The 15,372-nt window shown below is 53.9% G+C and carries 9 protein-coding genes; 1 reads left to right on the top strand and 8 read right to left on the bottom strand.

All coding sequences use genetic code 11. The features are described 5' to 3' along the window. Positions 1-313: 313 nt before the first annotated feature. On the bottom strand, positions 314-1,108 hold the full coding sequence (gene thiD / locus CFLAV_RS05115) for a bifunctional hydroxymethylpyrimidine kinase/phosphomethylpyrimidine kinase (protein WP_007413577.1): 795 nt from the start codon (positions 1,106-1,108) through the stop codon (positions 314-316). A gap of 108 nt (positions 1,109-1,216) precedes the next feature. Here thiD and polX point away from each other — a divergent pair, with 108 nt between their 5' ends. Beyond that, positions 1,217-2,974: a DNA polymerase/3'-5' exonuclease PolX gene (gene polX, locus CFLAV_RS05110; RefSeq protein ID WP_007413576.1), complete on the top strand. Its 1,758-nt coding sequence runs from the start codon at positions 1,217-1,219 to the stop codon at positions 2,972-2,974. A 445-nt stretch (positions 2,975-3,419) separates the two neighbouring features. On the opposite strand, the gene CFLAV_RS05105 is transcribed toward polX, so the two are convergent. From CFLAV_RS05105 to CFLAV_RS05070, 7 genes are all read right to left on the bottom strand, one after another. Further along, positions 3,420-4,814 (bottom strand): carbohydrate porin, encoded by a 1,395-nt coding sequence (locus CFLAV_RS05105; protein ID WP_007413575.1) that lies wholly within the window; start codon positions 4,812-4,814, stop codon positions 3,420-3,422. A 426-nt stretch (positions 4,815-5,240) separates the two neighbouring features. Beyond that, positions 5,241-6,557 carry a metal-dependent hydrolase family protein gene (locus tag CFLAV_RS05100; protein WP_050785630.1) on the bottom strand — a complete coding sequence of 439 codons (1,317 nt, stop codon included), beginning with the start codon at positions 6,555-6,557 and terminating at the stop codon, positions 5,241-5,243. Between the two features lie 136 nt (positions 6,558-6,693). After that, a complete protein-coding gene (locus CFLAV_RS05095; RefSeq protein WP_007413573.1) occupies positions 6,694-8,232 on the bottom strand; it encodes a DUF1254 domain-containing protein in 1,539 nt (512 codons plus the stop codon). Positions 8,233-8,321: 89 nt separating this feature from the next. After that, complete coding sequence (locus CFLAV_RS05090) at positions 8,322-9,935, bottom strand: arylsulfatase (protein WP_283950762.1); 1,614 nt, start codon at positions 9,933-9,935, stop codon at positions 8,322-8,324. A 221-nt stretch (positions 9,936-10,156) separates the two neighbouring features. After that, entirely contained in the window at positions 10,157-11,854 is a 1,698-nt protein-coding gene (locus CFLAV_RS05085; RefSeq protein WP_007413571.1) for an arylsulfatase, read from the bottom strand. A gap of 725 nt (positions 11,855-12,579) precedes the next feature. Then, positions 12,580-13,509, bottom strand: coding sequence for an alkaline phosphatase family protein (locus CFLAV_RS05075; RefSeq protein ID WP_007413569.1), 930 nt, complete (start codon positions 13,507-13,509; stop codon positions 12,580-12,582). Between the two features lie 157 nt (positions 13,510-13,666). Beyond that, positions 13,667-15,364 carry a HEAT repeat domain-containing protein gene (locus CFLAV_RS05070; RefSeq protein WP_007413568.1) on the bottom strand — a complete coding sequence of 566 codons (1,698 nt, stop codon included), beginning with the start codon at positions 15,362-15,364 and terminating at the stop codon, positions 13,667-13,669. Between the last annotated feature and the right edge of the window lie 8 nt (positions 15,365-15,372).

Raw genomic sequence — 15,372 nt, 5'->3', positions numbered from 1 at the left:
GGAGGTTCTGAGACAATCACTTCGGTTGCGGGAGGAGGTGGTGTTCCTTGCACCACGACGGGCGCTTGTTGGTAATGCACTTCGCGGGTGACGCAGCCCGTAACGAGCAATGCGGCAGCGCTGGCGCATAAAGCTAATGTTAACAATGGTTTTGGTTTCATATACAACTCTATACAACTACTGATAAGACGTCTTTAACTGGCTCATGTATTCAGTTAATACCCTTTTGCTGACATTGTGGATACAATGCGGTTGTCTGCATAAATTATTAGCTTTGAATGCCTTACACCATTTTAACGCCGGGAGTCCAAGCTTATCGCCACACGGTATTCAGAACAAAATGATTTGCCACCCTGTCACTCTTTGCAATCGATTCACTAATGTAATGCTTCGCCATCGTCACCGCTTCACTCAACTCCAGGCCTAAAGCCAGATATGCCGTGATTGCGGCAGAGTACGTGCAACCGGTTCCATGAGTGCTCACTCCTTTTACGAAGCGTGACGTCAACAGCAGCTCCTCCTTGCCATCAAAAAAAACATCCGCCGCCTCTTTCGCTCCTTTTAAGTGACCGCCTTTCATCAACCACGCGCAGCCGAATCGCTTGTGAAGTTCCCGCGCTGCACCACGCATGTCTTCGATGCTGTCAGGCGCTTTTCCCAACAGCACATTGGCTTCGTCCAAATTCGGCGTCACCAAAGTCGCCAACGGCAATAGTTTTTCCTGCAACGCCCGCATCGCTGTCGGTTTCAATAATCTTTTCCCACTCGTCGATATCATCACCGGATCCACCACGAGCGGAGTCTGGCGTTTGCTCTTAAAAAAGCCTGCCACGCTCTTGATAATTTCCTCGGAATAAAGCATCCCGGTTTTCGCCGCTCCAGGTGGCAGTTCCTCAAAAACCGCTTCCATCTGCTGGCGCACAATCCCCGGCGAACAGGCCTCGATCCCCAGTAATCGCTTCGGATTTTGCGCCGTGATGCAAGTAATCGCGCTCGTGCCATGCACACCCAACGCGGCGAACGTTTTCAAATCTGCTTGAATTCCCGCGCCACCGCCGCTGTCGGACCCCGCAATCGTCAGCGCTATTGGTAATTGTTTTCGCGTCATGACCTTAACTTAATTGGATTCGCCGCTCGCAGCACTTCAAAAATGACCCGCAGGTTCCACCGCAACTTTCCGCTTTGAACTTTCCCTTTCGAACTCCATATTTCTCTCATGGACAAAGAGCAAGTGGCTGAGATTCTCATCGAGATTGGGATTCTGCTCGAATTGAAAGGCGAAAATCCCTTCAAAACCCGTGCCTACGCCAACGCCGCCCGCACGTTGGAAACCCTCAACGAACCGTTGGAAAAAATCGTCGCTGAAAATCGTCTCGGCGACATCAAAGGTTTCGGCGAAGCGCTCCAAAAGAAAATCACCGAGCTCGTCACCACCGGCCACATGACCTACTACGACGAACTCAAAGCCGAAACTCCGCCCGGCCTGCTCGAGATGCTTCAAATTCCCGGCGTCGGTCCCAAGAAGGTCAAAGTTCTGCACGATAAACTCGGCATCAAAACCGTTGCCGAACTCGAAGCCGCGTGCCAGGCAGGCAAGGTGGCGGAACTCGCCGGATTTGGCGAGAAGACCCAGACCAAAATTTGCGAAGGCATCGCTTTCCGCCGCACCTATGCCTCGCGCCATCATCTCAGCAAAGCCATCGCCGCCGCTGAACCCATTCTTGATACTCTCCGTGGTCATCCCGATGTCATCCGTTGCAGTAGCGCAGGTAGCTTGCGACGTTCCAAGGAGGTCGTCGGTGATATCGATTTCCTGGTCTCCTCCAAAAAACCTTCCGAAATTCTCGAGTTCTTTGTCTCTCAACCCGGCGTCATCAATGTGGTCGCCAAAGGTGACACCAAGGCCACCGTCATCATCACCGGTGGCATACAAGCCGATCTCCGCGTCGTCAGTGATGCCGAATATCCCTTCGCTCTCGCCTATTTCACCGGCAGCAAGGAACACAATATCGTCATGCGCCAGCGTGCCATCCAGCGCGGCCTGCGCCTCAACGAATACGGCCTTTTTAAATCGAAGGAGGAAACCCGCGACTCGAAGCTCCTCGTCCCGTGCAAAACCGAGGAGGAAATTTTTCAAAAGCTCGACCTCGCCTACATCCCGCCCGAATTGCGCGAAGACCACGGCGAATTCATCGCGGCAGAGCAGGGGAAGCTTCCGCGACTCCTCGAGTGGACTGAACTCCGTGGCTCGCTCCACAATCACTCCACCTGGAGCGATGGCCACGCGACCCTCGAAGATATCGTCAATTACATGATCGAACTTGGCTGCGATTACTGGGCCATCACCGATCACTCCAAATCTTCCTTTCAAGCTCACGGCCTCGAACCTGCCCGCCTGCGCGAACAGATCAAAGCCGTCAAAAAAATCAACCAAAGCCTCGCTGACCAGGGCAGTGACTTCCGCCTGCTCACCGGTTCTGAAGTCGATATCTTGAAGGACCGCGTCGACTTCGATGACGATCTCCTCGCCGAACTCGATGTTGTTGTCGCCAGCCTCCACGCTGGTTTTTCCAGCAATGAAGCCGACAACACTAATCGTCTCATTCGCGCCGCGCAAAATCCCTACGTCCACATGCTCGGTCACATCACCGGGCGACTGCTCCTCGAACGGGAACCCTACAAGGTCAATCAGCAAGCCATCATCGATGCCTGCGCCGAAACCGGCACCTGGATCGAACTCAATGCCAACCCCTATCGTTTCGACATGGATTGGCGCCTATGGCAATATGCCAAATCCAAAGGGGTGAAATGTGTCATCAACTGCGATGCCCATCGCAACGAAAACGCCGGCTTCCTCCGTCTCGGCGCTGGCATCGCCCGCAAAGGCTGGCTCACGAAGGCCGATGTCATCAACACCCTCCCGCTTCCGGAACTGATGAAAGCTCTGCGTCATAAACGCGATTCCAAAAGGTAATTTATCTCCCGTTAACGCTCGTCAGCCCCGTCTTTTAGTCCCATGAGTTCCATCCTCAATTTGACTTTGTTGAGTATCTGGCCTGAAACCCTCCTTTGCGTCTCTGACGTCCTCTCAAAGTAAAAGAGAGAAAAACAGAACGGAGAACTGACCACGAACGACGGACAATCAGCGATGATAACCCTTTCAAATGCCTCCACTCGCGTACGCGCCCCGAGATCCCATCCCGCCGCCAGGCATCAATTCTCGCGTAGCATCCGTAAGCCGGATCAAACTTCGAGCACGCCAATTCCCCGCGCACGCCTGTTGGCTAACCCGCCACCCCTGGAACGCCGGTTTCCAGAACGGCTTACGATGAAGTAGTACTAATAACGCAGTGGCTCAACCAAGGCACGCGAAACTCTTCGACCATTCTCTCCACCCCATCCCCACCTCCCACCACCACTCAAAAATCAACACTCGCCCGCAACCCAAGAATCGTCGCCGTGTTCACACGTGATTGCCCCGATTCCACCAACTGCAGGTCTAACGTCGCGTGGCAGGACGGTGTGACAGCGACATTATAAAAGCACTCAAATCCCTGAGCCGAGTTTCTCAATCCCAGGAAGCCGGAAAGCCTAAGCTTCTGAATATTGTTGTAGTAGTAACCGATGCCGAATGCATCATCATCGCGTGTTGGAATCATACCGCGCCCGCCGACGCCCACACTGACGGCCCATTCAGTAGGATTGGTCTGTTTGTCAGCGAAGCCAAAACGTGAAAAAAGCCCAATGCCTTGGCGATCCGGCTCGCCATTGAGCAGGTCAACTGGCCTATAGCTCGATTCTTTTGTATAAAGATACTGCCATCCGCTACAGAAGACCGCCCATGTGTAGTTCTGTGTGGGGACAACGAGCCCCTGCCCCGGCAGGAATACCAGTCGGCTTCTGATTTTGGGAAAATCCTGGTTGAAGGAGTAGAGGGCTCCGACATTCATTCCGCCGGGAAGATGTCCCAGTGGATATTGAAAATCTGCCTCCGTGATCCATGTCTGTCCCTTGCCAAAGTCGTTGAAGCCCGTGGTTGTCGACGAGTCTGCTGTGTTTATGACCATGCTAATGATGGTGACGCCGCCGTTCGTTCCGGGGACAATTGGCATCCACACTACGCCAGCACCGAGCGAGCTGTAAGGAAGCCGCAATGTCACCGCCGGGTTGAAGAGAAAGTTCGCGTTCATGAACTGGCTCGTTCCGCGGCCCGAAGCGAACTCATTAGGATCGGCATCAAGGATGTCGAGCTTGCCTGCGAACAAACCCAGATGCTCAGAAAAGAACTGGGTGTAGTTGAGGTCGGTAATTGCGAGGGCTATATCCTGATCGAGTTTGCCAGTGTTCGGAAAAAAAGCGTCGCTGTTGACCGGCAGGATGGGCCCTGCAATACCATTGACCGAGCGACCATAGCGCGATTCAGCTCGGAATTTAATCAACGCTCCCGGCAATACCCCCATGCGCATCAGGTCTAGATTGAGCCTGTAATCAAAGCTACCGCCATATTCTGTTGCGCGTTCGCGCCCGCCATCAACCACGCTTTGGACATACTGATTCCATTCCACCCCGAGCTGGACGCCTTTGTTGGCCAGGTTCGTGCGCGCACCGCCCCAATCGCCAGTCAGGTACTGTCGTGTCCAGATATCAGTCGAGTAATCCGGAACCGGCAGAAGCCCCGCAGGCGCTGCAGCCGACCCATTTTGCTGATCAGTATTGCTGCCCGATGATTTGGAATCTGATTGTGCTTGAACTACTCCGACCGCACTCAGTGCCAGCGTCCCGGTCAGCGCGAGCTTCATGAGGTTGGTTTTCATACCGCTTCACGCCCAAGTGAGAATTGGGATGCTTTATCCATGTCGCTCACCGCCACAGGGTTGTCAAATAGCCTTCTCGTGATCACTCTATGCCTCCATTCGGAACGGCTTTCACTCGCGAACGCGCCCCGCGATCCATCCCGCCGCCGGGCATCAATTCTCACGTAGCATTCTGGGTAAGCCGGATCAAACTTCGAGCACGTCAATTCCCCGCGTACGCCTGTTGGCAAACCCGCCACCCCCGGAGCGCCGGTTTCCAAACCCGCTTACGATGAAATAATAACAATAAAGTGGTGGCTCAATTAGGCATCCGAAACGAGGTTTCTTCGGTTTTGTTGAGAGGGGTGGGTGAGGGAGGACCGCGACGCCAACCAATCCACCCATTCCGCGCGATAAGACCCAAGGCATGAATCCACAACACTTCAATTACTTCGTCAGAGTATTCTTATAAACCTTCCCATCTTTCATAATCACCACAAAATTCTTCCCCGGATCTTCAATCAACTTGATATCTGCAACCGGATCACCATCCACCAATAACAAATCGGCAAGTGCCCCTTCCTCAACCACACCCAGCGTTCCAGGATACGGATTGCGCGGCCCTGATAAGCGCAGCAACTCACCATTTACGGACGTTGCCATCCTCAGCGCTTCAGCAGGCGAGTACCAACGAACCATTTTCGCCAGGAACGCCCCTTGTTCAGCCGCTGCCTTCGCATTGAACAATATGTCGGTGCCAAAAGCCGTCTTGAGTTTGTACTTCTTCGCCAGCGCGTATACCTTGTCCGTGCCGGCGGCCACTTCCATCTTTTTGGCCCATTGTGTTGAACCGACTGGAAACGGGTTCGAATCCTCTTCGAATGAGAATGGTTGCGTGCTCAGCCAGATGCCCTTATCCGCCATCAACTTCGCGGTCGCTTCATCCATGAGATGCCCATGCTCGACGCACTTTACGCCCGCCGCGATCGCTCCTTGAATTGCATTGGACGTGTATGCATGCACCGTCACATATGTGCCCCAGTTTCCCGCAGCTTCCACGGCCGCACGCAACTCCGGCTCGGTAAAGGTGGACACATCCAACGGGCTATGCGGCGATGCCACACCACCACCCGCCGTCAATTTGATCTCCGATGCCCCTAGCAGAAGCTGCTCGCGCACCCGCACCCTCACCTCATCCGGACTATCCGCAACCATGCTGCCACCAAGCTGCTCCTGCCGTGTGAGTGGGGCGCCGATTGTTCTCGGCACTTCGAAGGAATGCCGAAAATCGCCGTGCCCGCTGGTGACCGTAATCATCGCACCTGCCGGATAAATGCGCGGACCCGCGACAACGCCTTCATCAATAGCCTGTTTGAGCCCAAAGGACGGTCCACCCAGATCCCGCACAGTGGTGAATCCGCGCATCAACGTATCTCCGGCTTCCTTCCCGGCGAGCAGATTGAGATAGCCAACATCTCCGGTCGTCACCGTTTGCAGCGGGGTCGCCGCCAACATCGTATGCCAATGCGCGTCGATCAGCCCCGGCATCAATGTGCGTCCGCCTCCTTCAATGATCTTCGTATCCGCGCGCCGATCGACCGGAATTGGCTCTGTCGAAATCTTCGCAATCTTGTTGCTGCGCACCAGCACATTGGAAGGCGCCGACAACGTGTCGCTCTTCCCATCAAAGATGCGCACATTCTGGAACAAAACGGTGGTGGGCATCGGTGGATTTATTGACTGCGAGACTGCATCATTTACCATGCAGGCCGGTAAGACAACGATTGCAACTACAATACACCAGTGGAGCAGGTTTAAAAAGCTACTCCGTTTCCTTTCAATAATGTCCATAGGTTTCTCCTCTTGATGTCGGTTAAATGGAAAATCACGATTGCCACGGCTATTGCGGAACCTTGCGCCTTCCCGTCGGCGCGCCGGTAGGCTGCAATTGCTGGCTCAGCTGAACTTCAAAATCACCTGGCTTCCATGAACCATCGAATGCGGGCGATTCCGGTCCGTAAATACGGAAGTACGCGAACCAGCCTCTTCCAGGAACAGTCTTGATCCATCTACCTTTCTGACCCGCGAGAGGCGTAGGACCAAAATACAAGTCCACCGGCGCAGTTCCTGCCACATCCTTTAATTCAAACATCGAACGAAGTGCAGCCTTGTCCTGGTCTGTCTGAACTTCGGAACGCGTCTGTGCGTCATAGACTGTTACCGACCAGAAGAGTTTGGCGGGCACCGGTTGAGGAACGGTAAGTTTATAACTTTTACCGCCATCAAGATAAGCCCCGCTGCTATCGCGCAGGCCCAGCCAGTAGAGCGAACCAGCTCCCGGGCTGCGGCGGAACATTGCGGGCGAGGTGACAATCGCCTGGGCGAACCAGCGGTCGCGGGCTTCGAGATCCATGCCACTGGGCGTCTCGAATTGCGCGCTGCCGGGAACAAGCCCAATCCATTCCCACTTGCGGTCTGGCCATGTCATGCGATCCGGTCGGGCAGAAGCGAAAGCAGCAACGAGCATTTGATCCCGCCCGGCTTTGGCTGCGCGTTCGAGAATGCCCTTCATCCTGGCATCCGGCGCAAACGGCTTGCCCTTTTCGATGCCGATTGCCGAAAGTAATCCATACATCGGTCGGAACTCTTCGGTCAGCGGTTCTGAATTAATCACTTTATGCAAAACCTCCCAGAACTGCATGTTGTCCTCCCATTTAAGACAGGAAACGTCCAGGGACTTTCCAGTGACATCGACCGCTGCCATGGGACGCGGATTAGCGTCTGAGAAGGGATGGATTTTGACGGCACGCAAGGCATTCATCGCCCCTTGCACGTCCCCTTTTTCCGGCAATGCTCGAATGGCGACCAGATTCTTAAGCGACTTGGAGCGACCAATATGATATTCATCCGGTATTATTCCGTCGTAACCGGGCGGCAGCACGATATGCTTGCCTCCTTTGCCTGCGTCCGGCCCCGGTATCCCCATGTCCATCACCCAGCCTTGATTATGATCATTCACCAGTCCGATGTAAGAGCCCGGAGGCAATTCGATAACCATCGGACCATCCTTCAAATCGATCGCAGCCGACCCGTACGGCGTATCCGAATTCAATGTGAATCCCACCTGACGCGGCCCGGCCGACAGGATGATGAAACTTTCATTATCCTTGAAGCCGTTGGCCCGATTTCCGTTAAAAATACTTTCGCACGAAACGGTCGGATACCAAAACCGATAAGCCGTCACTGCCCGCTGAAAATCCGCATTCTCATGCGCCTTTTGCGCGGCTTCAGAAGTTGGATAACCTCCCTTGAAGGTGTAGTCAGAAGTCTTTTCCTGAGCATGAACTGTAGGAATCAGCCAGTCACTCGTTAGCGCAAATGCCAATCCCATGATGGCAATCCCCAAGCTGCGCTTCCAGTGAGGTCGTTTCGTTTTCATTGTTCCTTCCTTGTTTATTTCATCTCTGTCCGCACCGAGGCGTCTTCGCACGCACGCGGACGGAACGCTGCGAAGTCTCGATGAGAGAACTAGTTGCCCGTTGGCAGCGGAATGTTGATGCCTTCCTTTTTGACCTGCTCCCTGATCCACTCGAACCGCTGGTATGCCGATAGCGTGATCGGACCCGTGTAGCTCTCGCTCTGCACCTTGCGCGGAGGATACTGAACGTACGTTTTCATCAGCTTTTTGATCTCATCACTGATGGTGATCATGACCCAGGTGCGTTCCGTGAAGTTGTTCATGAAGATGTCATAACGTTCCTGTGGGTCTGCCCAGAGATCGAAAACCTGTGGCACTGTGGCGACATATTTTTGCTGGCCTTTCCATCCGAGATTGCTATCTACTGCGAGTCCTCCCGTCGGCTGTCCGTCATCCCCGCGCAGGTTGAACACCGCTTTGTAATTGTTAACACGCGCGGCACCGGGGGAGAGTTCATCCTCGGTAAAGTAAAACCACGACGTGCGGTCGCACTTTCCCTTGCCCAACAGCAACGGTGTCATGTCGTAGCTGTCAAACACCATGGGTTTTCCTTCGAGATCCTTCTCGGGAAGTTTGGCGCCAGCCACAGCAGCGAAGGTGGCCATCAAGTCGAGACCGCCCACGATGTCGTGGTTCTTTGAATCGGGTGCGATCTTGCCCGGCCACACCGCAATGGCTGGAACGCGGTTCCCGCCCTCGCGCACAGTTCCCTTTGTCCCACGGAATGGAGTGTAACCTGCATCTGGATACACATCCTGCCACGCGCCATTGTCAGTTGTGTAGAAAACCAGTGTATCCTTGTCCAAACCCAGCTCGCGCAGCTTGTCCATTATGTGCCCAATGCGTGCATCCAACTCCACCACTGAGTCCGCATATTTGCTCTTCGACATGGATTTATGAACAAACTCCGGGGCTGGCAGATTCGGCTGGTGGACCTTCATGAAGTTGATGCTGATGAAAAACGGCTGGTTTGTGTTTTTCGCGGCGTCCTCCAGGAACTTCAATCCGGACTGCTCAATGTATTTGTCCATAAACGGAATGCCGACGACTCCCTTTTCCGGCGTATCCACGTACTGGCCATTGACCTTCCAATCCTCATGGGCCTTTTCTCCTGTGTTGCCTGACATCGAACCCTTGGTCACTTTGTCGAACATTTCCCGCAGCTTCGGGTCCATGTCGGGGAACCACGTCGGATCGCCATAGGTGTAGGCGTTGCAGTGATAGAGGAAACAGTGCTCCATCATGTCGTAACCGTGCGCATTCGGGAGTGCATAGTCCGCTTCACCCAGGTGCCATTTGCCGGTGAAATACGTCTTGTAACCCGCAGTCTTCAACACGGACCCGAGTGTCCATTCCGCCTTTGGCAAGCCACCGCCCTGGCCCTGAAACGCTACCGTTGTCATGCCACTGCGGTTGGGAATGCGACCGGTGATCATCGCGGCGCGTCCCGGCGTGCAACTCGGTTGTGCGTAGAATGAATAGAACTGCATGCCCTCTTTCGCCAACCGGTCAAAGTTAGGCGTCGGCATACCGCGCCCCTCGCCACCCCCGTACGCGCCGAGGTCGCCGTAGCCCGTGTCATCGGAAACGATGAACAGAATGTTGGGTTTCTTGGTCTGCGCCAGCGCCTCGGAAACTCCGGGCAGCACAAATGTCAATGCCATGAGAGCAGCCCAAAAGCTGCACATCCAGTGAGTTCGTTTAGTTTTCATTGTTCATTCCTATTTATTTTCAACTTATCTCGACTCTGGCTGCCTTCACGCACAACCAAAGCCTTACGCTCGCCTCCGGTTCTATTTCAATGATTGGATTTGTAGGTTATTTAAATTAGTGAGGAATGCGTACGGCCCTTCCAAGCCGCACGCCCAATTACCGTGATCGGTGCTCACTGTCCTTCATGCTCTTTCATTGCCGCATCAATCTTCTTCTTCACAGCGTCGAGGTTGAATGATGCCGGGTCCTGCATCGGCGGGTAATCGATGGCTGTTTTCGCCAGTTTTGCGACTTCCTGCTGGACTAGGACGAAGCGCCAGAACTCTCGGGCAAAGAAGTCATTCATATAGCCGCCGCCAAGGTCGTTAAGGGACTGGCCGCGAGTTGACGGCGTTCGCTCAAATGGATCCTGGCGGATGTTGACCAATGTCGGCATGTCGGTCGTGACTTTTTCGCCCGGCCAGCCCCAAGGCTGCTGATAAAACTGGAACTTGAAGTCATCCAGGCGAACGGCACCCAGATGAGGCCCACCAAAGTAGAAGAGTTCGTGGCGCGCGGACGGCCCTTTGTCTTCAAGCAAAGCCATTTGGTTGTAACCATCAAGGTGGTTCTTGTACTCGCGGTCGCCGAACTTCACACCTTTCAACAACTGGTCAGTGATGTCGGTATTGCCCGCCGCGGCGCACAAGGTCGGGAACCAATCGAGACCGGAAAAGATTCCGTTCTCGACCGTGCCCGGCTTGATGTGGCCCGGCCAGCGTGCGATGCATGGCACACGGAAACCGCCTTCGCCGACGGTGCCTTTGGTGGCCTTGAACGGTGTCATGCCGCCATCAGGCCAGGTGAACACTTCCGCCCCGTTGTCGGTGGTGAATACCACGATGGTGTTGTCGGCCTCACCCATGTCGTCCAGGTGTTTGAGCAGCGCTCCGACGTTATCGTCCAACTGAGCCATGCCAGCTTCCTCAAGACCAAAGTTCGACTTGCTGTTCTGCATCGCGCTGTATTTTTTGGCGAGGAACGTCCAGACGTGCATGCGCGTGGAGTTGTGCCATACGAAGAATGGCTTGCCGTCTTTCTTGGCCTTGTCCATGAAGTCGATGGAAGACTTGACCAGGACTTCGTCGAAGGTCGTCATATCGTATTTCGCCTTCAGGAACGGCAGGTCGTGCATATTGGGCACGTTGGACATGTCCGGGAAGGGAGGCAGAGGGCCTTCATCCACGACCTTCTGCTTGCCGACTTTGCCCCAGCGCGGCATCTCAGTGGTGTCATCCTGATCCGTCGCCCAACAATGCACCACACTGCGCGGGCCAAACTTGTTGTAGTAGGCCTCGTCAACAGGGAACGAGTACCAGTACGGATCCGACAATGCATCAAGGTGATACAGGTAACCAAAGAACTCATCGAAGCCGTGCAGTGTCGGGAGATATTTGTTCAGATCTCCGAGATGGTTCTTGCCGAACTGACCGGTGGCATAGCCCTGCGCCTTGAGCGCCGTGGCCAGCGTGCAGGCTTTATCCGGAATGCCAACGTCGGCACCGGCCTGCCCCACCGTGGTTAGTCCCGTGCGCAACGGAATCTCGCCCGTGATGAAGTTGGCTCGTCCCGCCGTGCAACTCGCTTCAGCGTAGTAGTCGGTGAACCGCATTCCCTGGGAGGCTAACTTGTCGAGGTTCGGGGTTTTGCCAGACATGATTCCCTGGTGATAGGCACCAATGTTAAACCAGCCGACGTCGTCCCCCATGATAAACAGAATGTTGGGTTTCTTTGCCTGTGCTGGCGCATTGCAGACTCCAAGCCCCACAAACGCAAGCGCCAGAGCGGCGATCCCAAGGCCGCGCGTCCAGTGATGTTGTATTGTTTTCATGTCCTCCTTGTTCCTTTCATTTTCAGTTTTGTCCGCACTGGAATGCCTTCGCGCGCACGCGGACGGCGCGTAGCGAAGGGCTTGCGCTCATTTGTAGGGAAAACTCTCCTTGAACTCGTGCGACGATAAAGCCATTGGGTCCATTAGTGATGCTCCTTTGATTCCGTCGAATCTTTCGGTCATGGAAGCCTGCGCGAGTGCAGGCGGTCAGAAGAATAGGACCAACCGGGGCAGGGTGCCGGGTTGACGGCTCCTGGTTTTAAGTCGGTCTCCTTTCAGCGTCAGTGAGTTGAGTGCCTCACTGCATTCACTTTCCCAAAACTGCTGAACCTCCTGAAACTTTGCTCCGTTTACCTCAATGAATGCAGGCAAGGCGGCATGATTGAATCAAGATTGGGGCGGCTGCTTATCCGGTCCAATCCGAATTCTCGCACTCACGGCTCATCAACTGACAAGCGACGAAATCGCCGTTAAGCTAGCCCACGAGTATGGAGAAAGTCAAATCGCGGACGCTGTTTTGGTCTTCAAATGAGCACGAAGGCGGTCGGACCAATCGGGAAGGGCGTGGGCGTGGCTGAGCTGAATATCTTTCGCAAAAGCAGTGGAATTATAATCTGCGGAGCGCCGGTTTCCAAACCGGCTTGCGATGAGGTACAAGCAAGAGCGTCCATTTTTTCACTTCTGCAACCAAACCCCCTGGCTGCTTCTCTGCAACAGACAATTCGTTAAAACTGAAACGCACTCGTCACCGGTTTCCCATCCAGCGATTCCGGACGCGGCACATCCAACAACCAAAGCGCCGTGGCCGCCGTGTCGCAGGTGGATACTGGCGTCTCGATCGTCATTCCCTTCTTCACCCCTTTACCCCAGACAATCCACGGAATGTGCATGTCATCAGGCATGTTGGTCCCGTGAGCCCGCTTGTGGCCGCCATGATCTGCGCTGACAATAACCACGCTCTGGTCCGCGATTCCCGCCTTGCGAATTGCCTTGAAGATTTCGCCCAGCGCGGCATCGACAGTGGCTAATGATTTGATTTGTTCGGGCGATTCCCAACCATATTGATGGCCAACCACGTCGGGATCTGAAAAGTGGATGAAGCAAAGGCTCGGCTTCTTTTTCACAATATAGGCCGCAGCATCCCTGGCCACGGTTTCCGCGAAGACTGTCCCTTCCTTCTCCAGTTTGGACTCACCCGTGGTGCTCTTCATAACCACGCCTGATTCCGCCTTGTTGTAATCAAATTCATCCACCGTTTCGGGCAAAAGCAGATGGCGGAACTTCTCCTTGCCCACGAACATCGCTGTTGAAAGTCCTGCCTTCTTCGCCTCAGAAAATATCGTTGTGACGTGCACCAATCCTTGTTTCGGCTCCCAATCATTCCAGAGGATATGATGCTTGTCCGGCCCCACACCCGTGAGCATTGAGGTGTGTGAAGGCAGCGTTTTGCTGGGAAAAATTGTGTTGGCCACCCACGTATGCGCTCCTTCCGCAACCGCCTTTTGCAAAACCGGCATCTGGCTTTCTTCAATCGCGGCGGGTTTTCCTCCATCGATGCTGATGATAAAAACATGCTCCGCCAGCGGCTTGGCCAGTGCGGCGACTGTAAACGTAAAAGTAGCCACGAAGACCGCACAACGACGAAAATACATCATAAATTCAAATCAATGGAGAATGCCTTCTGCGACATTTTCCGATGACTTGACGCGCGCCGCTCAAAAAAAATTCATCTGCAAACCAACTCCTTTAACTTTCTCATCAGCGAATGCTGACTTCATCGCCTCTGCCATACGTGTCTGAGCTGGTATGTCATTAACGTAGCCTTCCTTCTTTCTGTTTTTTCTTCTCCAATTTCTCCATGGTGCGAGCCAAAGCTTCGGGATCCAGTTTCTCCAGCGCAGCAATCGCCTGATCATGCACAGTGATGCTCGTTCGCGAATCTTCTATCATTCGTTGCAACGCAGGCACCGCCGATTTGGCTTCCATCCCCATTTCTGAGATAAGCCGAACCGCGGTTGACTTACTCCAGCTGAACCGGTCACCCAATGATTTTATAACAACAGGCAAAGTAGCCTTCACCTCATGATTGATTTTCCACAAGGCATCCGCTGCGTGGAGTGGGTCATTACCTTCTCCTGTGTTCAGGAGATTGGTGAGTTCGGGAATTGCAGGTGTGGCGGCAGGTCCCAGTTCGCCGAGCGTGACGAAGGCAGTTTGGCGAGTGCCATAGATATCCTTGTCGTGCAACCCCGGCAGGGCCAGTGCAAGGGCCTCATCCGCATTACCGTTCAGCTTCCATAGCGCCATTGCAGCCGAAATTCGGGTTCTCATGTTGGTATTTGCTGTCTCGCGTGCCATGGCGGTAAGTGTTGAAATGGCTTCTTCAGTATGACGATTCAGTTTGCCGAGTGCCGTTGCCACGCTGATGCGGGTGTTGGTATCGCGGGATTGAAGCAACTCCTTTAGTGATGCCACCACATCATCGCTCACCGGGGGGAAATTGCACAAAACCATCGCAGCCGTTTCATCGACACCTTTGTTTTGATCATGAGTCAATTCCTCGATGAGCGGTTTCAGCGTTTCTGCTCCTTTTGGAAATTCCTTCTGGGCCCATGTGCATTCTCTGAGGGACTGGTTACGCATGCTGGGATTGGAATCCTTCAGCCCTCTGGAGAGAATCTGGACAATCTCGTCAGCGCTTACTGATTGTTTGTCAATTTTTACCAAGGCTTCCAGCGCGGCAAACCGGAAAGTGCTGTTTTGCGCATGAACCACTTCCTTCAGAACTGGAACTGCTGGCTGTGCTTTTGCTTCCAGATGTTGGAGCCAGGTTATAATCTTTCGCACGGTCTCATAATCCAGCAATCCTTTCTGAAGTTCGTTTTCTAAAATCTCCGTCAGTCCCGGTACTGCCGATGCTGTGCGCTTGTCGCGCTCAAAGATAATGCTATGAAGTCCCATTCTCACCATTTCGAGGTCGGGCTCTTTTTTGAGCGCTTCAACCAAAGCAACAATGGTCTCTTCATCATCCGGCATGATAAATTCCAACGCAAAACCTGCCGTCTCTCGGATTGCCCGATCGGGGTCTTTGAGCGCTTTGATGTATTCAGGCACTGCCGGATCTGCCGCTGGGCCCATTTCTCTCAACACCCCGGATGCATCGATACGGAATCGCCGAATATTCACTGGTGGTGGCAGACGCTTCATCAGGGACGACGGCATCTTGGGATACCATTTCCTATAAAGCTGCCTCGAACTCGTATCTTTGGTGGTGAAATCCCTCAACAGATAAGGAACGGCCGGTTCCCCGATTTCCAGAAGGGAAAGGTGTGCCTGAAATTGTGCCTGAGCATTCCCAGAATGTAACTGGTCCAGCCAGTAACCAATGCTTTTTCCCTGATATGTCAGCTCAGGGTGCTTGATCCAATCCACGACCAGAGTTGTTGTTCCGGCAGCCAGCAGTATCGCCGTGCCCACAATGACGGCGGTTTTTAATTTTGCCCATGCCATAATTTTGA

The organism is Pedosphaera parvula Ellin514 (assembly GCF_000172555.1).
In the GTDB taxonomy this organism is placed as follows: Bacteria; Verrucomicrobiota; Verrucomicrobiia; order Limisphaerales; family Pedosphaeraceae; genus Pedosphaera.
This window is presented reverse-complemented; position numbering and strand designations above follow the sequence as displayed.